The organism is Variovorax sp. S12S4, from assembly GCF_023195515.1.
Classification (GTDB): Bacteria; Pseudomonadota; Gammaproteobacteria; order Burkholderiales; family Burkholderiaceae_C; genus Variovorax.
In genome coordinates this window covers 5,272,412-5,294,523 of the sequence record NZ_JALPKR020000002.1, presented here as the reverse complement: position 1 = coordinate 5,294,523, position 22,112 = coordinate 5,272,412, and the positions used below count along the sequence as shown (strand labels likewise).

The window sequence follows — 22,112 nt, the reverse complement described above, 5'->3', positions numbered from 1 at the left end:
CCAACCCCATGCCTGCAACCAGGAAATCGAGCGTCCAGATCTTCACGCCCGACTATTGGGAGGAGGCCTGCAAGCACCTGGCCAAGAAGGACCGCGTGATGAAGCGGTTGATCCCGAAATTCGGCGATGCCTGCCTCGAGTCGCGCGGCGACGCATTCACTACGCTCGCGCGCAGCATCGTGGGCCAGCAGATTTCGGTGAAGGCCGCGCAAACGGTGTGGGACAAGTTCGCGGTGCTGCCGCGCAAGCTAACCCCGGCCAACGTGCTCAAGCTCAAGGTCGACGACATGCGCGCGGCGGGGCTGTCGGCGCGCAAGGTCGAATATTTGGTCGACCTGGCCATTCATTTCGATTCCGGTGCGGTGCACGTCGACGCCTGGAAGGACATGTCGGACGAGCTCATCATCGAAGAGCTCGTCGCCATCCGCGGCATTGGCCGCTGGACGGCCGAAATGTTCCTCATCTTTCACCTGATGCGGCCCAATGTGCTGCCCGTGGACGACCTGGGCCTGCTCAACGGCATCAGCGTGAACTATTTTTCGGGCGATCCCGTGAGCCGCAGCGATGCCCGCGACGTTGCCGTGGCCTGGGCACCATTTTGCAGTGTGGCAACTTGGTATATTTGGCGCTCGCTCGACCCGGTACCGGTCGCATACTGAACAACAGGAGAAGACGTTGGCGAAACGAACCTTCCTCGACTTCGAGCAGCCCATTGCTGAACTCGAATCCAAGATCGAAGAACTGCGCTATGTACAGACCGAATCGGCGGTCGACATCTCGGAGGAAATCGACCAGCTGGGCAAGAAAAGCCAGCAGCTCACCAAAGACATCTACAGCGACCTGACGCCCTGGCAGATCACCAAGATCGCGCGGCATCCGGAGCGCCCGTACACGCTCGACTACGTCAACGAAATCTTCACCGACTTCGTCGAGCTGCATGGCGACCGGCATTTCTCGGACGACCTTTCGATCGTCGGCGGGCTTGCGCGCTTCAATGGCACGCCCTGCATGGTGTTGGGCCACCAGAAGGGGCGCGACACCAGGGAGCGCACCGCGCGCAACTTCGGCATGAGCAAGCCCGAGGGCTACCGCAAGGCATTGCGGCTCATGAAGACGGCCGAGAAGTTCAAGCTGCCGGTCTTCACCTTCGTCGATACGCCCGGCGCCTACCCAGGCATTGATGCCGAGGAGCGCGGCCAATCCGAAGCCATCGGCCGCAACATTTATGAAATGGCGCAGCTCGAAGTGCCAATCATCGTCACCATCATCGGTGAAGGTGGCTCTGGCGGCGCACTCGCCATCTCGGTGGGCGACCAGCTCCTGATGCTGCAGTACTCCATCTACTCGGTCATCAGCCCCGAAGGCTGCGCTTCCATTCTCTGGAAGACCAGCGACAAGGCGCAGGAAGCGGCCGATGCCCTCGGCATTACCGCGCACCGCCTGAAGGCCCTGGGCCTGGTCGACAAGATCGTGAACGAGCCGGTCGGCGGCGCGCACCGCGACCATCGCCAGATGGCCGCTTTTCTCAAGCGCGCCCTCAACGACGCCTTCCGCCAGGTCAGCGACCTGAAGCCGAAGGAACTGCTGGATCGCCGCTACGAACGCCTGCAAAGCTACGGGCGCTTCAACGACACCAAGGCCGACACCGGCAGATAAGCAAGCGCCCCATGAACGAAGCCTTCGAACGCGCGATGGCCGCGTTCGAGCCGGCGCAGCTGCCGCTGGCGGTGGGCTTCAGCGGTGGGGCGGATTCCACCGCCTTGCTGGCCGCTTGCGCATCGGCCTGGCCGGGGCAGGTGGTCGCCTTTCACGTACACCACGGGCTGCAAGCCGCAGCCGACGATTTCGAGCGGCATTGCGCTGCGGTGTGCGAGCGGCTCGGTGTGCCGCTGGTCGTTCATCGCGTCAACGCTCGGCATGCGCAGGGCGACAGTCCTGAAGACGCGGCACGGCGGGCCCGCTACGAGGCCTTCGCAGCGATGGCCGGCTCGGCCGAACCGGCCGGCGCGATCAAATCGATAGTTCTTGGGCACCACGCAGATGATCAGGTCGAGACATTGCTGCTCGCCTTGTCCAGGGGGCGGGACTGCCGGGCCTCGCGGCCATGCCGGCCCATGCGCGGCGCAATGGACTCGACATTTACCGACCGCTGCTGGGCGTGCCCGGCTCGGATATCCGTGCCTGGCTGAAAGGCCTCGACCTGCCCTGGATCGAGGATCCGACCAACCAGGACGAGCGCTACACCCGCAACCGGATCCGCGCCGTGCTGTTGCCCGCGCTGGCGCAGGCTTTTCCGCAGTTCCGTTCCACCTTCACCCGCAGCATCGGCCATGCCGCGCAGGCACAGGAACTGCTGGGCGAACTGGCGGCGCAAGACTTGGGCGTGGTGGGCGACCCGCCGCGCATTGCCGCGCTGCGGCTGCTTTCGCAGGCGCGCCAAGCCAACGTGCTGCGGCACTGGCTGATGCAGGCGCACGGCTGCGCCCCCAGCACGGCGCAGCTCGACCAATTGCTGAGCCAGTTGCAGGCCTGCACCACGCGCGGCCATCGCATCCACCTCAAGGTGGCCAACGGTTTCGTCGAGCGGCGGGGCGATTTTCTGCATTGGTACAATTCCAGGCCCTCGCCCAAGGCTTCGCGCTGACGGCTTGCAGGGCGCCGCGTTGGCACTCGGGAGTGCAGCGGCCCCTTTCTTTTTCTCTGAATTCACCCATGGCATTGATCGTTCACAAATACGGCGGTACGTCGATGGGCTCGACCGAGCGCATCAAGAATGTCGCCAAGCGCGTCGCCAAGTGGGCGCGCGCCGGCCACCAGATGATCGTGGTCCCGAGTGCCATGAGCGGCGAAACCAATCGCCTGCTCGGCCTTGCCAAAGAGCTGGCCCCGAGCAAACCCAGCGACGCCCACGGCCGCGAACTCGACATGCTCGCCTCGACCGGCGAACAAGCTTCGTCCGCGCTGCTGGCCATTGCGTTGCAGGCCGAAGGCATGGAAGCCGTGAGCTACGCGGGCTGGCAAGTGTCGGTGCGCACCGACAACTCGTACACCAAGGCCCGCATCGAGAGCATCGACGACGAACGCGTGCGCGCCGACCTGGATGCTGGCAAGGTGGTCGTCATCACCGGCTTCCAGGGTGTGGACGACAGCGGCAACATCACTACGCTGGGCCGCGGCGGCAGCGACACCTCGGCCGTGGCCATTGCGGCCGCCATGAAGGCGCACGAGTGCCTGATCTATACCGACGTGGACGGCGTTTATACGACCGACCCGCGCGTGGAGCCCGATGCGCGCCGCCTCTCGACCGTGAGCTTCGAAGAGATGCTCGAAATGGCGAGCCTGGGCTCGAAGGTGCTGCAAATCCGCTCGGTGGAATTCGCCGGCAAGTACAAGGTGCCCCTGCGCGTGCTTTCGAGCTTCACGCCCTGGGACATCGACATCAATGAAGAAGCCAAGTCCGGCACGCTGATCACTTTCGAGGAAGACGAAAACATGGAACAAGCCGTCGTATCCGGCATCGCTTTCAACCGCGACGAAGCCAAGATCTCGGTGCTGGGCGTGCCCGACAAGCCGGGCATCGCGTATCACATCCTCGGTGCCGTGGCGGACGCCAACATCGAAGTCGATGTGATCATCCAGAACCTCAGCAAGGACGGCCGCACCGACTTCAGCTTTACCGTGCACCGCAACGAGTATGCGAAGACGGTCGACCTGCTGCAGTCGAAGGTCATGCCCTCGCTGGGCGCGACCGAGATCGTGGGCGACACCAAGATCTGCAAGGTCAGCATCGTCGGCATCGGCATGCGCAGCCACGTGGGCGTGGCCAGCAAGATGTTCCGCGTGTTGAGCGAAGAGGGCATCAACATCCAGATGATTTCGACCAGCGAGATCAAGACCTCGGTCGTCATCGACGAAAAATATATGGAATTGGCCGTGCGCGCGTTGCACAAAGCCTTCGATCTGGACCAACCTGCCGCCTGACAGTGGCATAATCTCGGCTTCTTTCAGGAACTGTGACCGAGTGGCCGAAGGTGCTCCCCTGCTAAGGGAGTATGGGGTGTAGAGCCTCATCGAGGGTTCGAATCCCTCCGGTTCCGCCAAGCTGATGAAGCCCTGTTGATCTTCGGATTGACAGGGCTTTTTTCATGCTTGGGAAATGCTGCCAGCATGGCTTTGAAGCCATCGGCGGCTTTTTTTTCGTCTGCGTTTTCCGATGCCTCAAGGTCCTTCGCCCTCGCCGCGTGAATGCCCGAGTTGGGTCTTCTCCCGGGGTGAGCCGAATCAACTGAGAGGAGGCGAGCAGCGCGGTGGCGCCCAGCATCGCAACTTGCGAGCTGGAGCATTGATATGCCGAGATCAGAAATGGGCGTAAATAAATCTCGTACAACCATTTGATCCGTAGCAGCTTTGCGACAAATCTGGGGCAAAAGTAACCATCTGTATGGTTAAATCGGCCGAACTATCGCGAAGAGGACGAGGGAATCTCCATGAAGCTGCTGCTGAGCGTCGTGTGCGCCGTTGTTGCATTGGCCGGGTGCGTCAGCACGCCGCCGACACCGACGGAGCCTGGAACAGGGTCGGGGCTTTCCTATGTGCCCATGGTGGCCATGGAAGGCGTCGACAAGGCCCGATACGACAGCGACGTGGCCGATTGCCGCACCGCGGCGACGCGGATCACCGCGCGCAGCGAATCGGGTGATGCCATGTGGCTGGCGCTGGGCTTGGGCTTGGCCGTGGTGCACGGGCAGGGCATCGTGGTGGCTGCTGCCAAGGGCGGTATTGCGGCTGCCGCAATCGACATGAGCTACCAGCCCGATGCGAGCGTGATTGCCGAGCACCAGCAGGTCGCAATCGTGCACTGCATGGCGAAGCGCGGATATCACAACCTCGACCCGAACGTGCGCGACACCTTCTACGGCCACTCCTTCAATCCCGAAGTCGTGATGGCGCCGCGTCGCACCGGCGTGGACACCTACAACGCCGAAGTCGTCGCGAAGGCCGGGCGGTGCAGCATCCAGCCGCGCGCGGAGCTGACGGCCAAGGGCCCCGGCTACGAGGCCTACAGCGTGCCGTGCTCGAACGGCGCAACCTGGGCCGTGCGCTGCGAATTCGGCAAGTGCCGCGTGCTGGGCCAGTCGGCCGTTCGCCGCTCCTGACCCTCGATGGCCGCGGCGCCGCGTGCGCCGACGGCCTGCGCCCGCCCGATCACTTGATGATCATCCCCTTCAGCGCAGGGTCCGCGGCCGGCGCCTTGAGCTTCATTTCGCGCAGGGTCTTCATGAGCAGCTTGGCAATCATGAGATTGCGGTGCCGCTTGTGGTTGGCGGGAATCACATACCAGGGCGCGTGGTCCGTGGAAGTGGCGCGCAGCGCCTTGTCGTAGGCCTGCTGGTAGGCGCTCCACTTGGTGCGCACCTCGAGGTCGCCCATGCTGAACTTCCATTGCTTGCCGGGCGTATCGATTCGGGCCTGAAGGCGTTCGCGCTGTTCCTCCTTGTCGATGTGCAGCATGCACCTGACGACCACCGTGCCGGTTTCGACCAGCAGGCGCTCGAAGTCGTTGATCTGCGCATAGCGCCGCTTGGCCTCGGCCTTGTCGATCCAGCCTTCGACCACCGGCACCAGCACGTCTTCGTAATGGCTGCGGTTCCATACCGCGATTTCGCCTGTGCGCGGCACGACCGCGTGGCAGCGCCAGAGATAGTCGCGCGCGCGTTCGTCGTCAGTGGGCGCCTTGAAGGCTGTCACGCGAACGCCGAGCGGAGAGGTGCGCGAAAAGACCCATCGCACGGTGCCGTCCTTGCCGCTGGTGTCCATGCCTTGCAGCACCAGCAGAACCTTGCGACGGCCTTCGGCATGCAGCAAGTCCTGCATTTCGTCGAGTTCGCCCGCCAGTTCGTCTATTTCGGCGACTTGCGCGGCTTCGTTGCCCTCGAGAAACGGCGTGTCGCCGGGGCTCACCTGCGAGAGTTGGAAGCTGCTGCCGACGCGGTATTTTTTAAGGCTGGCCATGAACCGGAGCTCCGTGCAAAAGCACGCAGCGTACGCGATCGGCGGTCAGCGGTCGGACTCATCCGGATCGATGGATGCGCTCCAGCGGTTGTCCCAATCGGCGTGGCGCGCCGCGCCGTCGAGCTCCCGCCGGTCGCGCTTGGTTGGCCGGCCCTGCTCGATGGCCAGCGCCGGTTCGCTGCCCATGCGGCGCTGTTCGCGCGCGGCGGCCTGCGCGGCGATGCTCTCCGCCGTCTCTTCATAGAGCTGCTGCGCCACCGGCGCTGGCCCGCGCTGACCGCTCAGGCCGCGCACCAGCACAGTCCGCGTTACAGCGCCCAGGCGGATGGCCACGGTGTCGCCCGCCTTGACCTCGCGGGACGCCTTGGCAACGTCGCCGTTCACCTGCACACGGTTCTTGCCGATCTCTTCCGCGGCCAGCGACCGCGTCTTGAAGAAGCGGGCGGCCCAAAGCCATTTGTCGATGCGCAAGCGATCCATATTCAGGAATTGTGGTGGTAGACAGGGAGCCGCACGACAGCGTCGAGCCCGACCACCTGTGCGGAATTTTCCTGCACGCCGCGGTTGTCGAGGTTGATGCGGCCGCCGAGCGCCAGCACGATTTCGCGGCAGATGGCCAGGCCCAGCCCGGAGCCGCTGCCGGTGTCGCCGGCGGAGAACGGGGCGAACAGGCGCTGGCGAAGCTCGGCCGAAATGCCGGGGCCTTCGTCGCGCACCGTCAACACTGCTTCGCCGCCGGTGGACTGGACCATTACCGAAAGAGCACCGCCCCGGGGGCTCTGCTTGATGGCGTTGTGCAGCAGGTTGCGCGTGAGCTCCTGCAGCATCCAGCGGTGCGCGCGCACCGTCACAGGCTGGTCCACGGCCAGTTCGAAGTCCAGCGCCTTGTCGGCGATGAGCGGCGAGAGATCCAACGCAATCTGCCGCACCACTTCGCCCAGCTCCAGCGGAACCGATTCAGGCTGCTGGCGCAATTGCTCCACCTTGGCGAGCGAAAGCATCTGGTTGGCGAGCGTCGTGGCGCGCTCCACGGTCTGGCTGATCTCGCTCAGGGCCTGTTCGGGCGCCACGTCGCCGCGCCGTGCTGACTGCACCTGCGCCTTCAGCACCGCCAGCGGCGTGCGCAACTGATGAGCGCTGTCGCGCACAAAGCGCTTCTGGTGGTCGAGCAGGCGCTGCAGCCGGCCCATGACCTCGGTGGTGGCATCGACCAGCGGGCGCAGTTCGCGCGGCGCATCGGGTGCATCGATGGGCGAGAGGTCGTCGGCCGCGCGCTTCTCGATGGCCTCGCCGAGCTCCCGCACGGGACGCGTGGCGCGTTGCACCACGAGCACGGTAACCAGCGCGATCACGCCCATCAGCAGCAGCTGGCGCCACAGCATGTCGGTGAGCAGCTTGCGCACCAGCGTCTCGCGCAACTCGAGGGTTTCGGCCACCTGCACCACCGCCATGCCGCGGCCCTTGGCGCTGGCGACGGGTTGCAGCAACACTGCCACCCGCACCGGCTGGTTGCGAAAACGTGCGTCGTAGAAGTCGACCAGCGCCGAATAGGCCCCGCGGTCAGGAATTTGGCCGCGCCAGAACGGCAGTTCGGCAAAGCCCGAAACCATCTCGCCATCGAGCGCGGAAACGCGATAAAAAAGCCGGCTGCGGTTGTCGGCCTCGAAGGCTTCAAGCGCGGAATAGGGAACGATGGCGCGCAGTCGCGCCGCTTCGTCGTAGCCTTCCACGTCGAGCTGCTCGCCGATGGTCTTGGCCGAGGCGAGCAGGGTACGGTCGTAGGCCGTGGTGGCCGCCGCCAGGCTCTGCCGGTACAGGCTCACGCTGTTGATCACAATGAACAGCGCCACCGGCGCGAGAATGCCGAACAGCAGCCTCGCGCGCAGCGACAAGGCCTTCTTCATGGTTCGGCGCGCAAGAGGTAGCCCAGCCCGCGCAGCGTCATCAACGCCGCGCCCGTGCCCGCCAGCTTCTTGCGAAGGCGGTACACCACCACCTCCACGGCTTCGTACTGCACATCGGTTTCGCCCGGAAACACCAGTTCGAACAGGCGCTCCTTGCTCACGGCGTGGCCCGGTTTCATCATCAGCGCCTTGAGCAGCGCCAGTTCGCGCGGCGTGAGTTCCAAAATGCCGCCGCGGTGGTAGACGGCGCCGCTTTCGGGCTCGAAGCGCAGCCCGCCCACCTCCTGGGGGTTGAGGCCCATGTCGGGGCCGGCATTTTGGTGGCGCCGGCGCAACGCCCGGATGCGGGCTTCGAGTTCGTCCAGGTCAAACGGCTTGGGCAGGTAGTCGTCGGCCCCGGCGTTCAGGCCCATGATGCGGTCGCCCACCGTGCCGCGGGCGGTCAGCAGCAGCACGGGCGTGCGCAGCCCGGCGGCACGGGCCTGGGCCAGCACCTGGAGGCCGTCCAGGTTGGGCAGGCTCAGGTCGAGCGCCACCACGTCGGGCTCCAGCTCGCGCCATTGCTCGACGGCCAGCGCGCCGTCGCCGCAGATGCGCACGTCGATCTTGCTGCGGGCGAGGGCGCGCTGCAGGGTGACCTGCATCGAGGGATCGTCTTCGACCAGCAGCAGCTTCATGGGGTGAGGTGGGGGAATGGTACTTCGGTGTTTTCCCCAGTCCAGCGGACAGCCAACTGACAGCGGGGCGGCGCATGATAGCGGCTCAGGCCCAAGTCAGGTTTTCTTTAGTTCTCAGGAGACAACGATGCGTCGCGACACCTTTTTGAAGTCATTGGCCGCGCTGGCCGCCGCCGGAGCCCTGCCGTTGTCGGCGCGCGCCGCTGCCAACGTCAAGATGATGATTCCAGCCAACCCGGGCGGTGGCTGGGACACCACGGGCCGCGCGCTGGGCAAGGCACTGACCGACGCCAAGCTGGCCGATACGGTCACCTATGACAACAAGGGCGGCGCCGCGGGCGCACTGGGCCTGGCCCAGTTCGTGAACGGCTCCAAGGGAGACCCGAACGCGCTCATGGTGATGGGCTCCGTCATGCTGGGCGGCATCATTACCGGCAAGCCGCCGGTCAACCTGTCGCAGGCCACGCCGCTGGTGCGCACCACCACCGAATACAACGTGTTCGTGCTGCCGGCCAACTCGCCCTTCAAGACCATGAAGGACGTGGTCGAGCAGCTCAAGAAAGACCCGGGCAGCGTGAAGTGGGGCGGCGGTTCGCGCGGCTCCACCGAGCACATTGCCGCGGCCATGATCGCGCAGAAGGTCGGCGCCGATCCGTCCAAGATCAACTACGTGGCCTTCCGCGGAGGCGGTGAAGCCACCGCCGCCATCCTGGGCGGCAACGTCACCGTGGGCGGCAGCGGCTACAGCGAATTCGCCGAGTACATTGCCGCCGGCAAGATGAAGGCCATTGCCGTCACGTCCGCCCAGCGCCTGCCGGGCATCAACGTGCCCACGCTGAAGGAGCAGGGCATCGACGTTGAAATCGGCAACTGGCGCGGCGTGTATGGCGCCCCTGGCATTACCGCCGAACAGCGCAAGGCGCTGACCGACATGGTGCTGGCTGCTCTCAAGAGCCCGTCGTGGGCCGAGTCGCTCAAGAAGAACGACTGGACGCCGGCCGTGCTGTCGGGCGAGGCTTTCGCCAAGTTCGTTGACGACGACTTTGCCAGCCTGCGCGCCATCATGGCCAAGTCCGGAATGATCTGATTTCGCTCGCCCCAAGTCTTCGCGTACTTCGGAGATTGGGGGCTCTTTCGATAGTGGGGCCCTTCAATGGGCCCCATTCCTTTCCCTGACTGTGGGAGAAAAATGACAACTCCAGAATCCTCGGTCTCGCCGCAACCCGCGGTCACGTGGCCGCAAACCCTGGTCGGCGCGGGCGTGCTGCTGACCGGCCTGGCGCTGGGTTTCGGCGCCATTGGCATTTCTTCAGAAGCCGGCTACGGCGGCGTCGGCCCCAACTTTCTGCCTTGGCTGGTGTCGGGCGTGCTCACCCTGTGCGGCGCCTGGATTCTCTGGGAAGCACGCACCGGCGGCTTTCGTGAACTCGACGCCCCCTCGGGCGCAGAGCATGCCTACTGGCCGGGCTTCATCTGGGTGTCGGCCGGCCTGCTGCTCAACGCGGCGCTGATCACCACGCTCGGCTTCATCCTGAGTTGCATGCTGTGCTACCTGCTCGCCGTGCAGGGCCTGCGCCGCGCGAGCGGGCAACCTTCGGCCAGCGCGCCGCGCACCTGGGCCATCGATCTGCTGACGGGCGCGCTCATCTCGGCTCCCGTGTTCTGGATGTTCACCAAGTTCCTGGCCATCAACCTGCCGGGCCTGACAACAACCGGGTGGCTCTGACATGGAAATCTTCAACGCACTCATGGCGGGTTTCGCCGCCGCGATCACTCCCGTCAATTTGCTCTGGTGCCTGGTGGGCTGTGCATTGGGCACGGCCGTCGGCGTGCTGCCGGGCATCGGCCCGGCCGTCGCGGTGGCCATGCTGCTGCCCATTACCGGCAAGGTCGACATCACGGCCTCGATGATCTTCTTCTCGGGCATCTACTACGGCGCCATGTACGGCGGCTCGACCACGTCGATCCTGCTCAACACGCCCGGTGAAACGGCCAGCATGGTCACGGCGATGGAGGGCAACAAGATGGCCAAGAGCGGGCGCGCGGGCGCTGCGCTTGCCACCGCCGCCATCGGCTCCTTCGTGGCCGGCACCATCGCCACCGTCATCGTCACTTTGTTTGCGCCGTTCGTCGCCGAGTTCGCGGTCAAGCTCGGGCCGCCCGAGTATTTCCTGCTGATGCTGCTGGCCTTCACCACCGTGAGCGCAGTGCTCGGCAAGAGCACGCTGCGCGGCATGACGGCGCTGTTCGTCGGCCTTGCAGCGGGTTGCATCGGCCTGGACCAGATCTCGGGCCAGGGCCGCTACACCGGCGGCGTTCCTGAGCTGCTCGACGGCATCGAGATCGTGCTGGTGGCAGTGGGCCTGTTCGCGGTGGCCGAGGTGCTGTATGCCGTGCTCTACGAGGGCAAAGTGGTCGAGGGCCAAAACAAGCTGACCCGTGTTCACATGACGGCGCGCGACTGGAAGCGATCGATTCCCGCCTGGCTGCGCGGCACCGCCATCGGCACCCCGTTCGGCTGCATTCCGGCCGGCGGCACCGAGATCCCGACCTTCCTGAGCTATGCGACGGAAAAGAAGCTGGCGAAGGACGCGGACGCGAAGGCCGAGTTCGGCACCAAGGGCGCCATCGAAGGCGTGGCCGGCCCCGAAGCCGCCAACAACGCCACGGTGACCGCCGCGTTGATTCCGCTGCTCACGCTGGGCATTCCGACGTCGAACACCACGGCCATCTTGCTCGGCGCATTCCAGAACTACGGCATCCAGCCTGGCCCGCAGCTGTTTACTACCTCCGCCGCATTGGTGTGGGCACTGATCGCCTCGCTCTACATCGGCAACGTGATGCTGCTGGTGCTGAACCTGCCGATGGTCGGTTTGTGGGTCAAGCTGCTGAAGATTCCCAAGCCGCAGCTCTACGCGGGCATCCTGATCTTCGCAACGGTCGGTGCCTACGGCATGCGCCAGAGCGCGTTCGACCTGTTCCTGCTCTACGGCATCGGCCTGCTCGGCGTGGTTATGCGCCGCTTCGACTTCCCGACCGCTCCGGTCGTGGTGGGCATGATCCTCGGGCCGCTTGCGGAAGCTCAGCTGCGCAATGCCATGTCGATCGGCGAAGGCAGCGCTTCGGTGTTCTTCCAGCGGCCGATGTCGATCACGCTGGTGGTCATCATCGTGGCGGTGCTGGTGTTGCCGCGCGTTGCCAAGCGGATGAGCGATCGGAAGCTGGCGCGGCTGGCGGCTCAATAATTTCTGCTGGACGTTACGGGCGCTTTCGTCTTGGCTGAGCGCTGTTCAGGGCGGCGCACCCGCCGACGGGGTACCTTTCTCCGCGAATGTCCCCCGGCCTGCGGCCTCCTCCTTTATTTCGCTGCGCAAGGCACCCCATCGACGGGCGCGTTGCAAAGAGCAGTGGTTGATCAGCGGTACACCACGAGCGTGCCCCGGTGCACAGGGCATCGGGTGCTCCACGCAGCGAAATAAAGGAGGAGGGGCGCAGCCCCGGGGACATTCGCGGAGGGGAGTACCCGGTGGCCTTTGCACACGCCGTGAACAGCGGCGCCCAAAACAGCGGCGCCCCAAACAAAACCCCGCAAACAACGGCGTAAAAACCAACGCCCTCCCCGCAGTCAGCAGGAGAGGGCGCAGCACATTCAAGTTCGTGGTGCCTCGACCAGGTCGTCGTCGATGTGCGGATCAGCCGGCTGTCCCCGCAGCTTGCGCACAGTTCGCCGAATCCAGTGCTCGATGTCGTCCACATAAGTGAACACAGCCGGCACCACCAGCAAACTCAACACGGTAGAGGTAATCAGCCCCCCGATCACCGCCATTGCCATCGGCGAGCGGAAGCTTGAGTCCGCCGTACCAAGACCCACCGCAATCGGCAACATGCCCGCGCCCATGGCCAGTGTGGTCATGATGATGGGCCGTGCACGCTTGTGGCAGGCGTCGCGCAGCGCATCCCAGCGGCTCATGCCATGGTCGCGCCGCGCCACGATGGCGTATTCGACCAGCAGGATCGAGTTCTTGGTCGCGATGCCCATCAGCATGATCAACCCGATCAGCGATGGCATCGAAAGCGCTTTCTGCCCGATCAGCAAACCGACGAACGCCCCGCCCAATGCCAACGGCAATGCGCAAAGAATCGTCACCGGATGCAGGAAGTCCTTGAACAGCAGCACCAGCACGATGTAGATGCACAGCACGCCCGTGAGCATCGCGAGGCCGAAGCTCGCGAACAGCTCGGTCATCACCTCCGCGTCGCCGATCTCGGTCACGCGCACGCCGGGTGGCAGCTTCTGGATCGATGGCAGCGATGTCACCGCCGTCTTGGCATCGCCCAGGCCCACGCCCGAGAGCTCGATTTCGAAGTTCACGTTCCGCGAACGGTCGTAGCGGTCGATGACGGCTGGGCCGCCTTCCATCGTCAATGACGCCACCTGGCTCAGCATGACCGGGCCGCGTGTACCCGGCACCGAAAGACGGCCGAGCAGATCCAGGTTCTTCCGCGCCGAATCTTCGAGCTTCACCACGATGGGCACCTGCCGTTGCGCGAGGTTGAGCTTGGCCAGCGCCTGGTCGTAGTCGCCCAGCGTGGCCACGCGCAAGGTCTCGGCAATGGCTGAACTGGTCACACCCAGATCGGCGGCGCGCGCGAAGTCGGGGCGCACGGCAATCTCTGGACGGATCAGGCTCGCGGTGGAGGTGATGTTGCCAAGGCCGGGCACCGTGCGCAGGTCTTTCTCGACGGCACTGGCCGCACTGGCCAAGGCCGCAGGGTCTTCGCCGGTGAGCGCAAGAATGTACTTTTCGCCCGAGCCGCCGAGGCCCACGGTGCTGCGCACGCCGGGCAGCGTTTCGAGCGCTGCGCGAATCTCGTTTTCGATCACCTGTTTGCGTGGCCGGTCGCCGCGATCGTCGAGCTTGATGGTGAGCGTGGCCTTGCGCGTTTCGGGCGTGCCGAAGTTGGCGAACGGGTCGCCGCCCGCGCTGCCGCCGGCCACCGTGGTGTAGACGCTTCTCACGTGCTTGATCTTCATCACGCGGTTTCGCGTTTCTTCCGCGGCCGCGGTGGTTTGCGCGAGCGTGGAACCGGGCGCGAGCGAGAGATAGATCTGCGTCTGCGAGTTGTCGTCCGGCGGAATGAAGCCCGTCTTCAGCAGCGGAATCATCGCCAGCGAACCGAAGAAGAAGAGGGTGGCGAACACCATCGTCTTGAAGCGGTGGTGCGTGCTCCACTCCACCGCGCGCATGTAGACCGTGAGCCAGCGCGGCTCTTTCTCGGCGCCGACCACCGGCTTCAGGATGTAGGCAGCCATCATCGGCGTGAGCACCCGCGCCACCACCAGCGACGCAAACACCGCCAGCGAAGCCGTCCAGCCGAACTGCTTGAAGAACTTGCCCGCCACGCCACTCATGAAGGCCGTGGGCAGAAACACCGCAATCAGCGTGAACGTGGTGGCAATCACCGCCAGGCCGATTTCGTCGGCCGCCTCCATGGCTGCTTCATACGGCGACTTGCCCATGCGCAAATGGCGCACGATGTTTTCCACCTCCACGATGGCGTCGTCCACCAGTATGCCGACCACCAGCGAGAGCGCGAGCAGCGAGATCACGTTGACCGAAAAGCCCAGTAGATGCATGCCGATGAAGGCCGGAATCACGGACATGGGCAGTGCCACGGCCGAGACGAAAGTGGCGCGCCAGTCGCGCAGGAACAGCCACACCACGATCACAGCCAGGATGGCGCCCTCGTACAGCAAATGCAGGGAGCCGTCGTACTCTTCCTCCACCGGGTCGACGAAGTTGAAGGCTTCGGTCAGTTCGATGTCGGGGCGCTGCACGCGCAGGTCGGCCAGCGCCTTCTGGATGGCGCGGCCCACTTCCACTTCGCTGGCGCCGCGGCTGCGCGCCACTTCGAAGCCGACCACCGGCTTGCCGTTGAGCAGCGCCGCGGCGCGCGGCTCGGCGATGGTGTCGCTGATGCGCGCCACCTGGTCGAGCCGGATGCGGCGGCCATCGGAAAGGGCGATCTGCATGTCCGCGAGCTGGTCGGCCGACTGCACGGTGGCCAGCGTGCGCACCGGCTGCTCGCTTCCGCCCAGGTCGATGCGGCCGCCCGCGCTTTCAGTTTGCACCTGGCGCAACTGGCGCGAGATGTCGGCCGCCGAGGCGCCCAGCGCCTGCAGCTTGGCCGGGTCCAGGTCGACATGCACCTGGCGCGTGACGCCGCCCACGCGGTTGACCGCGCCCACGCCGGGCAGCGCGAGCAGCTTCTTGGTGATGTCGTTGTCGACGAACCAGCTCAACGCCTCGCTGTCCATGCGTGGCGAGGCGATGGTGAAGGCCAGCACCGGCTGGGCCGCGAAGTCGAGCTTGGTGACGACCGGGTCGCGCACGTCGGCCGGCAGGTCGGCGCGCACGCGCTGCACCGCGGAGCGCACGTCATCCACGGCCTCTTGCACCGGCTTCTCGAGGCGGAACTCGACGATGAGCGTCGCGGCGCCGTCCTGCACCTTGGTGGTGATGTGCTTCAGGCCCTGCACCGTGGCAATGGAGTTCTCGAGCTTGCGCGCAACGTCGGTTTCCAGCTGCGAAGGCGCGGCGCCGGGCAGCGATGCCGAGACCGTCACGGTCGGCAGGTCGATGTCCGGAAAGTTCTGCACCTTCATCGCGTTGAACGACAGCAGCCCACCGAAGGTGAGCAGCACGAACAGCATCACCGCCGGAATCGGGTTGCGGATGGACCATGCGGAAACGTTCATGGGCGTGCCTTTGTTTCGTTGGCGCCGGGGTTGCCCGCGGGCGCCGATGCGGCGGATGCGGCAGGCTGGGCTCCGGCCGCCGCGGGTGCGGGTGCCGCCACAACGCGCACCAGGTCGCCGTCGTTCAGGAAGCCCGCGCCCTGCACCACGATCTGCGCGCCCTCCGGCAGCGCACTGGTGATTTCGACGCGCTCACCGACCCGGCGGCCGGTCTGCACCTTGAGCTGCGCCACGCGGTTGTCGGGCAGCAGCATGAACACGTTGTTGAAGCCGTCGCGCGGAACGATGGAGCTCTGCGGCACGGTGGGCGCCGAGCTGCGGCCGAGTTCGAAGTCGCCGCGCGCAAACATGCCGGCCTTGATGCCGGTGTTCTGCTGCACGTTCGGCAGGTCGACATAGACCAGCGCCGCGCGCGTTTGCGGATCGACCGTGGGCGCAATGCTGCGCACCTTGCCGCGCACCTGCGCGCCGCTTGCGCTGACCACGAAGGCCGTGGTGCCCACTGCGATGCGGCTGAGCTCGGCCGAGGTCACCTCGGCACGCCATTCGAGCCGGCCCTGGCGGATCAGCCGGAACAGCTCGGTGCCCGCAGCCACCACGCTGCCGACCGTCGCGGTGCGCGAAGAGATCACGCCGTCGTCGGGCGCCAGCACCTGCGTGTTGCGGCCGCGCACTTCCTGCGCGGCCAGCACGGCTTCGGCCGCTTCGACGCGTGCCTTGGCAGTTTGCTCGGCCGTCTGGTACTGGTTGATCTGCTGCTGGCTCAGCGCGCCCGTGGCTTGCAGCGTGCGGGCGCGCGCCGCGTTGCCCGCGGCATCGGCCGCCGTGGCCCTGGCTTCGGCGAGCGAGGCGCGCGATTGAGCGATGTCGGCCCGCACAGTTTCCGGCGAGAACACGGCCAGCACCTGGCCCTTCTTCACCACATCGCCCACGTTCACGCGAACCTCTGCCAGCTTGAGGCCGCTCGATTCGGAGCCCACGCTGGCCTCTTGCCACGCTGCCACGTTGCCGTTGGCCGCCAGCGTGAGCGTCAGCTCGGTGGGCTCGGGTTTGGCGACGGTCACCGTCAGGGTCGGCCGGGGCGGCGCTGCGCCGTCCTTGCCCTTGGCGGCCGTGGGCGCGGCGCCGGGCTCGCCCGCCGGCTTGCTGCGCGTCAGCCACAAGGCCGCGGCAACCACGATGACGAGCGCCAGCAGCGCGATGACGAGGGTAGAGCGTTTGATTCTTTTCATGGCGACGTCGCGACCTTGGCGGTCGGGTTGGAGGTCATAGAGGGCGATTCGGGGCGGGCCCATCCGCCGCCCATCGAGCGGTAGAGCGCAACCCAGGCTTCGGTGCGTTCGCGTTGCTGCGAGACGCGCGCGGTTTGCGCCGCAAAGAGCGTGCGGCGCGAATCCTCGAGTTCGAACAGGCTGGCCAGGCCGCTCTGGTAGCGGGCCTGCGTGGCGTCGAACGAGGCCTGGTAGTTCTGCACGGCCGTGTCGGCATCGGTGGCGCGTGCGTTGGTGCTGTCGAGGTTGACCAGGGCTTCTTCCACCTCTCGCACCGCCTGGCGCACGTTGGCCCGGTAGAGCGAGACGGCTTCGGTGTAGCGCGCCTTCGCCGCTTCGGCGTTGGCGGCGCGCGTGCCGCCGTCGAACAGGGGTACGGTGAGTGACACAGGCCCCACGGTCCAGGTGTCGAGCGATTCGCGGAAGCCGCTGGTGCGTATCTGCATGCGGCCGATGGAACCCGAGAGCGACAGGCGCGGATAGCGCGCGGCCTCGGCCGAACCCACGTCGGCACTTGCGGCGGCCACGCCCAGTTCGGCGGAATAGACATCGGGCCGCTGCGAGATGGCTTGTGCCGGCACGCTGGCAATGCTGCCCACCGCCGGCAGGGCGCGTTGTGCCGGCGAAGCGGCGAGCTTTTGCTCCAGCGTCGTTTCGTCGATGCCGCTGAGCGCCACCAGCGCCTTGCGCTGCACTGCGCACAGGGCGCGCTGCTGGGTCAGGCGGCCCGAGGCGTCGGAGGCGCTAGCGCGTGCGAGCGCGGCATTGGCCGGCGCGGTAAAGCCGGCACGCGCCGAAAGGTCGGTGAGCCGCGCGGTTTCGCTGCGCGAGCGGGCGTCCGATTCAGACACGCGCAACTGCTGCTGGCAGGCACGCTCGGCAAAATAGGCGTTCGCGGTTTCGGCCGCTACTGCAACGCGTGCGTCATGCCACTTGGCATCGGCGCTTTCCTGACGGTTGCGCGCAGCGTCTCGGTCGGCACGCAGCCGGCCGAACAGGTCGATTTCCCATTGCGACTGAAGGCCCGCCTGCAGCGTGGTCACCGGCGCAAGTGCGGTGGCGCCGCCGCTGCCGGACGAGGCGCCTGAAGCGCCCGATCCGAGCGAAGAGCCCGAGACGCCGCGGCTGGCCGACAGCGTGCCGTCCAGGTTGGGCAGCAGCGCCGCACCGGCCGCAATGCGGGTGGAGCGCGCCTCGGCCACGCGCGCCGCAGCGCTCGCAACGTTAGGGCTCGCCGCTTCGGCCGCGGCAATGAGTTCGACCAGCAGCGGGTCGTCGAGCTGGCGCCACCAGTCGGCCAGCGACGCGAGCGAGCCGCCGTGCGGCAGCGGCGCGTGCCACTGCGCGGGCATCGGCGCTTCCACCGCGGCGGGCGGCCTCATGAACCCGCAACCACCGAGCCCGAGCCCGAGGCCGAGCGGCAGGCATAGCGTGTAAATCAATCGAAGTCTTCTCATGTCTTCTTTCTCCCGGATCGGACTTGTGCGGCCGCGGGCTTGGCGGCGGCCTGGCGGCGCAAGGCTTCGGCCTCGACCAGCGCAAGCGCGTAGCTGGTGAGGCGCTGGGCCCAGGTGTCGACGCTGCGCGGCGTGTTCAGCAAAGAGGGGCGTATGGCTTCGACGAGGTCCTGGCTCACGAAGAGCTGCATGGCCAGGCCGGTGATGGCGAAGGTCAGGCGATGCACGTCGTCGTCGGGCCGCGAAAGGCCGAGCCGGCGGCACAGAATGCCCGCAATGGCCTTGTGCGGCGCCTTGATGTCGCGTTCCATTTCTTCGGCCCACTGGCTGGTGGGCTCGAGCATTTCGCGCAGATGCAGCTGGATGCACTGACGCACGATCTCGCCTTGCTTCAGCGGCTCGATCATGTGGGTGAAGAAGATGCGCAGCGCCTCTTCGATCGGCATGTCGGGTGCGTCGTAAAGCTGCACGAAGTCTCCGGCATTGCCGCCCATCGGCTCGCCGAAGGTGGCGGCATACAAACCGGCCTTGTCGCCGAAGTAGTAGCTGATGGCAGAGATGTTGACACCGGCGTTGCGCGCAATTTCGCGTGTGGAAGTCTTGGCGTAGCCGTTGGCGGCAAAGAGCGCGAGTGCGGCGTAGAGAAGGCGCTGGCGCGCTTCAACGCCGTCGCTTCGAGGAGCGCGGGCGGTAATGGCTTGAAGGGCGGAGGCGCTCATGCCCGCGATTAGACCATGCGAGTAATCAAACGATTGATTTACTTAAGGCCGGATGAGGGCTTTAGTCGCACTCGTCGGTTGAATGTGAATTCTGGACAATTCCAGTGCCGCATTGATGTCCGATTTGTTGCGGATTGATGCACGCTACGATCCGCCCATGTCCGCCGCTCCGCCCGTCACCGCATCTTCCGCATTGCCCCTTGATGCCGAGGGCATCCTCGCGTTGGCCGCGCGCTCGATGTTCCATCTGTTCTCGAGCATCAGCCAGGGCATGTTCCTGGTCGACCGCAGCGGCCGCATCGTGTGGGTGAACGAAGGCTACCGGCGCTTCTTGCCTGCACTGGGCTTTTCTTCGATCGACCAGTTCCTGGGGCACATGGTCGAAGACGTGATTCCCAACACGCAGATGCGGCGCGTGCTCGAGACCGGCGAGCCGATATTGGTCGACCTGCTCACCAACAAAGCGGGTACTTTCGTCGTCAGCCGCATCCCGCTACGCGCCGAGCACGACGGTCGCGAGGGTAGGGCGGGAGAGGTCATCGGCGCCATCGGCATCGTGCTGTTCGACCAGCCCGAAACGACGCTGCAGCCGCTCATCAGCAAGTTTGCGCTGCTGCAGCGCGACCTCGACGATGCGCGGCGCGAGCTGGCAACCCAGCGCAACAACCCGCTGTACCTGCATGCGGCCGACGGCCAGCGGCGCTCGAAATACACCTTTGCGAGTTTCATCGGCAGCAGCCCCGCGGCGGTAGAGGTAAAGCGCCATGCACGGCGCGCCGCGCAGTCGACCAGCCCGGTGCTGCTGCTCGGCGAAACCGGCACCGGCAAGGAACTGCTCGCGCATGCGATCCATGCGGCATCGGCACGAGCCAAGGGGCAGTTCGTCAGCGTCAACATCGCGGCCGTGCCCGACACGCTGCTGGAGGCCGAGTTCTTCGGCTTTGCGCCCGGCGCATTCACCGGCGCCGACCGGCGTGGGCGCGAAGGCAAGTTCAAGCTGGCCGACGGGGGCAGCCTGTTCCTCGACGAGATCGGCGACATGCCGCTCGGCCTGCAGGCCAAGCTGCTGCGCGCGCTGCAAGAGGGTGAGATAGAGCCGCTCGGCTCCAACAAGCTCGTGCCCTTCGATGCGCGCGTGATCGCCGCCACCTCGCGCGACCTGCCGGAGCTGGTGCGCCGCGGCCAGTTCCGCGAAGACCTCTACTACCGCCTCAACGTGCTGCCTTTGCGCGTGCCGCCGCTACGCGAACGCCGCAGCGACATACCGGCGCTGGTCGAAGCCCTGGGCGAAGACATGGCGCTGCGCAGCGGCGAGGCGCCGCCCGAACTCACGCCCGATGCGCTCGCGCTGCTTGCCGGGCAGCATTGGCGCGGCAACATCCGCGAGCTGCGCAATGTGCTGGAGCAAGTGACCATGCGCAGCGATTCACAGCGCATCGACGCCACGCAGCTCGAACGCATCTTGCGCGAGGCGGGGCTGGAGCAGATCGAGTTGCCGGCCACGCTGCAGAGTGCGCACGATGCCGACGAGCAGGCGGCGCTGCTCCGGCCGCTTGCGCAACAGGTGGCCGAACTCGAGCGCAAGGCAATTGCAGCGGCGCTGGCGACCACCGGCGGCAACAAGCTGGCGACCGCGCGCTTGCTCGGTATTTCCCGTGCAACCCTGTATGAGCGGATGACGAGCCAGGAGCGGCAGGCGTAAAGCGCAAACGACCTGGCCTGCTCCGCAAAAACCCTGACTGATTGGCAGACATGTGATCAAAATTCAGACACGACAGTTGTTCTGAATTCAGTCGAATAGCGCTTCTTCCAAATGAAGAAGCGTTTGTTATCAATGAGTTAACCGCTGGCACGAAGTGTGCAATATTCAGTCACCTATCAAAGGAGACAAAGAATGAACCGTCGCCACCTCGTTGCCTTGGCCGCACTCGCCGCTTGCGCCGCCGCCGCACCCGCCTGGGCCCAGTCCAACGAAATCCGCATCGCGCACATCTACAGCAAGACCGGCCCGCTCGAGGCCTACGGCAAGCAGACGCAGACCGGCTTCACTATGGGCCTGGACTATGCCACCGGCGGCACGATGACCGTCAACGGCAAGAAGCTCGTGGTTATCGAGAAGGACGACCAGGGCAAGCCCGACCTCGGCAAGTCGCTTCTGGCGGCCGCCTACTCCGACGACAAGGCCGCGCTGGCGGTGGGCCCCACGGCTTCGGGCGTGGCACTGGCCATGTTGCCGGTGGCCGAGGAGTACAAGAAGATCCTCATCGTCGAGCCCGCGGTGGCCGATTCGATCACCGGCGACAAGTGGAACAAGTACATCTTCCGCACTGGTCGCAACTCGAGCCAGGACGCGATTTCCAACGCGGTGGCCATCGACAAGGCAGGCGTGACCGTTGCCACGCTCGCGCAGGACAACGCCTTCGGCCGCGATGGCGTCAAGGCCTTCGGTGCCGCGCTCAAGAAGGCGAAGCTGGTGCACGAGGAATACCTGCCGCCCGCCACCACGGACTTCACGGCCGGCGCACAGCGCCTGATCGACAAGCTCAAGGACCAGCCTGGCCGCAAGATCATCTGGATCGTCTGGGCCGGTGCGGGCAACCCGTTCAAGATTGTCGACCTGGACCTGAAGCGCTATGGCATCGAGATTGCCACCGGCGGCAACATCCTGCCGGCCATGGCGGCCTACAAGAACCTGCCCGGAATGGAAGGTGCGGCCTACTACTACTTCGGCATTCCGAAGAACCCGGTCAACGAGGCACTGGTGTCGGCGCACTACAAGGAATTCAAGGCGCCGCCGGACTTCTTCACCGCGGGCGGTTTCTCTGCCGCCATGGCGGTGGTCACGGCGCTCAAAAAGACCGGCGGCGACACCGGCACCAATAAGCTCATCAGCGCCATGGAAGGCATGAGCTTCGACACGCCCAAGGGCAAGATGACCTTCCGCAAGGAAGACCACCAGGCGATGCAGTCGATGTACCACTTCAAGATCAAGGTCGACCCGGCATTCGCGTGGGGCGTGCCCGAGCTGGTGCGCGAGATCAAGCCTGAAGAGATGGACATCCCCATCAAGAACAAGAGATAAGGGCTCGCCCCCAGTCTGCGCGCACTTCGTGTCGCTTCGCCAACCCCTACCGGGGGCAACACCAGCGGCCCGGCAAAGCCGGTTCCGCGGTGTTCCTTGAGTGTTCAGGGCCCAGGGACACGCCGCTAACTTTTCGCCCCGGGTGGCCGCCGGGCGAAGCGCCAGCTTGCGCCTTGCGGCGCGGGCGCGGCGTCACCAACGGCCGATTCGTCAGCAATCAAGCAAGCGTT

General features: G+C 65.7%; 17 protein-coding genes, 1 tRNA gene and 1 pseudogene. 11 read left to right on the top strand and 8 right to left on the bottom strand.

Features of this window, described 5'->3' with window-relative positions; genetic code table 11:
• The first annotated feature begins 8 nt into the window (after positions 1-8).
• From M0765_RS25940 to M0765_RS25915, 6 genes and pseudogenes are all read left to right on the top strand, one after another.
• On the top strand, positions 9-659 hold the full coding sequence (locus M0765_RS25940; RefSeq protein WP_157614396.1) for a DNA-3-methyladenine glycosylase family protein: 651 nt from the start codon (positions 9-11) through the stop codon (positions 657-659).
• 16 nt (positions 660-675) lie between these two features.
• Positions 676-1,656, top strand: a complete 981-nt coding sequence (locus tag M0765_RS25935) for an acetyl-CoA carboxylase carboxyltransferase subunit alpha (RefSeq protein WP_258506946.1) — start codon at positions 676-678, stop codon at positions 1,654-1,656.
• Between the two features lie 11 nt (positions 1,657-1,667).
• Positions 1,668-2,644: pseudogene (gene tilS / locus M0765_RS25930) on the top strand (tRNA lysidine(34) synthetase TilS).
• 68 nt (positions 2,645-2,712) lie between these two features.
• Complete coding sequence (locus tag M0765_RS25925) at positions 2,713-3,981, top strand: aspartate kinase (protein WP_021007716.1); 1,269 nt, start codon at positions 2,713-2,715, stop codon at positions 3,979-3,981.
• Between the two features lie 26 nt (positions 3,982-4,007).
• A tRNA-Ser gene (locus M0765_RS25920) sits at positions 4,008-4,100 on the top strand.
• A gap of 387 nt (positions 4,101-4,487) precedes the next feature.
• Positions 4,488-5,156, top strand: coding sequence for a hypothetical protein (locus tag M0765_RS25915; protein WP_258506943.1), 669 nt, complete (start codon positions 4,488-4,490; stop codon positions 5,154-5,156).
• Positions 5,157-5,205: 49 nt separating this feature from the next.
• Here M0765_RS25915 and M0765_RS25910 read toward each other — a convergent pair whose 3' ends face one another.
• The 4 genes from M0765_RS25910 to M0765_RS25895 are packed head-to-tail and all read right to left on the bottom strand — an operon-like array spanning position 5,206 to position 8,593.
• A complete protein-coding gene (locus M0765_RS25910; RefSeq protein ID WP_258506942.1) occupies positions 5,206-6,012 on the bottom strand; it encodes a PPK2 family polyphosphate kinase in 807 nt (268 codons plus the stop codon).
• Positions 6,013-6,057: 45 nt separating this feature from the next.
• The gene (locus M0765_RS25905; RefSeq protein WP_126749532.1) at positions 6,058-6,492 is read right to left on the bottom strand and encodes an RNA-binding S4 domain-containing protein; all 435 of its coding nucleotides are present in this window, start codon (positions 6,490-6,492) and stop codon (positions 6,058-6,060) included.
• Between the two features lie 2 nt (positions 6,493-6,494).
• A complete protein-coding gene (locus tag M0765_RS25900) occupies positions 6,495-7,916 on the bottom strand; it encodes a sensor histidine kinase (RefSeq protein ID WP_258506939.1) in 1,422 nt (473 codons plus the stop codon).
• Positions 7,913-8,593: a response regulator transcription factor gene (locus M0765_RS25895; RefSeq protein ID WP_258506938.1), complete on the bottom strand. Its 681-nt coding sequence runs from the start codon at positions 8,591-8,593 to the stop codon at positions 7,913-7,915. Before M0765_RS25895 ends, M0765_RS25900 begins: the two co-directional genes overlap by 4 nt.
• A 127-nt stretch (positions 8,594-8,720) precedes the next feature.
• Between M0765_RS25895 and M0765_RS25890 the strand changes: the two genes are divergently transcribed.
• From M0765_RS25890 to M0765_RS25880, 3 genes are all read left to right on the top strand, one after another.
• On the top strand, positions 8,721-9,680 hold the full coding sequence (locus M0765_RS25890; protein ID WP_157614336.1) for a Bug family tripartite tricarboxylate transporter substrate binding protein: 960 nt from the start codon (positions 8,721-8,723) through the stop codon (positions 9,678-9,680).
• 102 nt (positions 9,681-9,782) lie between these two features.
• Complete coding sequence (locus M0765_RS25885) at positions 9,783-10,319, top strand: tripartite tricarboxylate transporter TctB family protein (protein WP_258506928.1); 537 nt, start codon at positions 9,783-9,785, stop codon at positions 10,317-10,319.
• Position 10,320: 1 nt separating this feature from the next.
• Complete coding sequence (locus M0765_RS25880; RefSeq protein ID WP_258506926.1) at positions 10,321-11,838, top strand: tripartite tricarboxylate transporter permease; 1,518 nt, start codon at positions 10,321-10,323, stop codon at positions 11,836-11,838.
• 404 nt (positions 11,839-12,242) lie between these two features.
• Here the strand turns inward: M0765_RS25880 and M0765_RS25875 are convergent, their stop codons facing one another.
• From M0765_RS25875 to M0765_RS25860, 4 genes are read right to left on the bottom strand one after another with little or no spacing between them, the layout of a single operon-like run.
• Positions 12,243-15,353, bottom strand: a complete 3,111-nt coding sequence (locus M0765_RS25875) for an efflux RND transporter permease subunit (protein ID WP_258506925.1) — start codon at positions 15,351-15,353, stop codon at positions 12,243-12,245.
• Positions 15,350-16,585 (bottom strand): efflux RND transporter periplasmic adaptor subunit, encoded by a 1,236-nt coding sequence (locus tag M0765_RS25870; RefSeq protein WP_258506924.1) that lies wholly within the window; start codon positions 16,583-16,585, stop codon positions 15,350-15,352. Before M0765_RS25870 ends, M0765_RS25875 begins: the two co-directional genes overlap by 4 nt.
• Positions 16,582-18,081, bottom strand: a complete 1,500-nt coding sequence (locus M0765_RS25865; protein WP_258506919.1) for an efflux transporter outer membrane subunit — start codon at positions 18,079-18,081, stop codon at positions 16,582-16,584. The genes M0765_RS25870 and M0765_RS25865 overlap by 4 nt, the downstream gene beginning before the upstream one ends.
• On the bottom strand, positions 18,078-18,800 hold the full coding sequence (locus tag M0765_RS25860) for a CerR family C-terminal domain-containing protein (RefSeq protein WP_258506911.1): 723 nt from the start codon (positions 18,798-18,800) through the stop codon (positions 18,078-18,080). The genes M0765_RS25865 and M0765_RS25860 overlap by 4 nt, the downstream gene beginning before the upstream one ends.
• A 157-nt stretch (positions 18,801-18,957) precedes the next feature.
• Here M0765_RS25860 and M0765_RS25855 point away from each other — a divergent pair, with 157 nt between their 5' ends.
• Both M0765_RS25855 and M0765_RS25850 read left to right on the top strand, forming a co-directional pair.
• A complete protein-coding gene (locus M0765_RS25855; RefSeq protein ID WP_274708813.1) occupies positions 18,958-20,502 on the top strand; it encodes a sigma-54 interaction domain-containing protein in 1,545 nt (514 codons plus the stop codon).
• A 192-nt stretch (positions 20,503-20,694) separates the two neighbouring features.
• A complete protein-coding gene (locus M0765_RS25850; RefSeq protein ID WP_258506910.1) occupies positions 20,695-21,882 on the top strand; it encodes a substrate-binding domain-containing protein in 1,188 nt (395 codons plus the stop codon).
• Positions 21,883-22,112 lie beyond the last annotated feature (230 nt).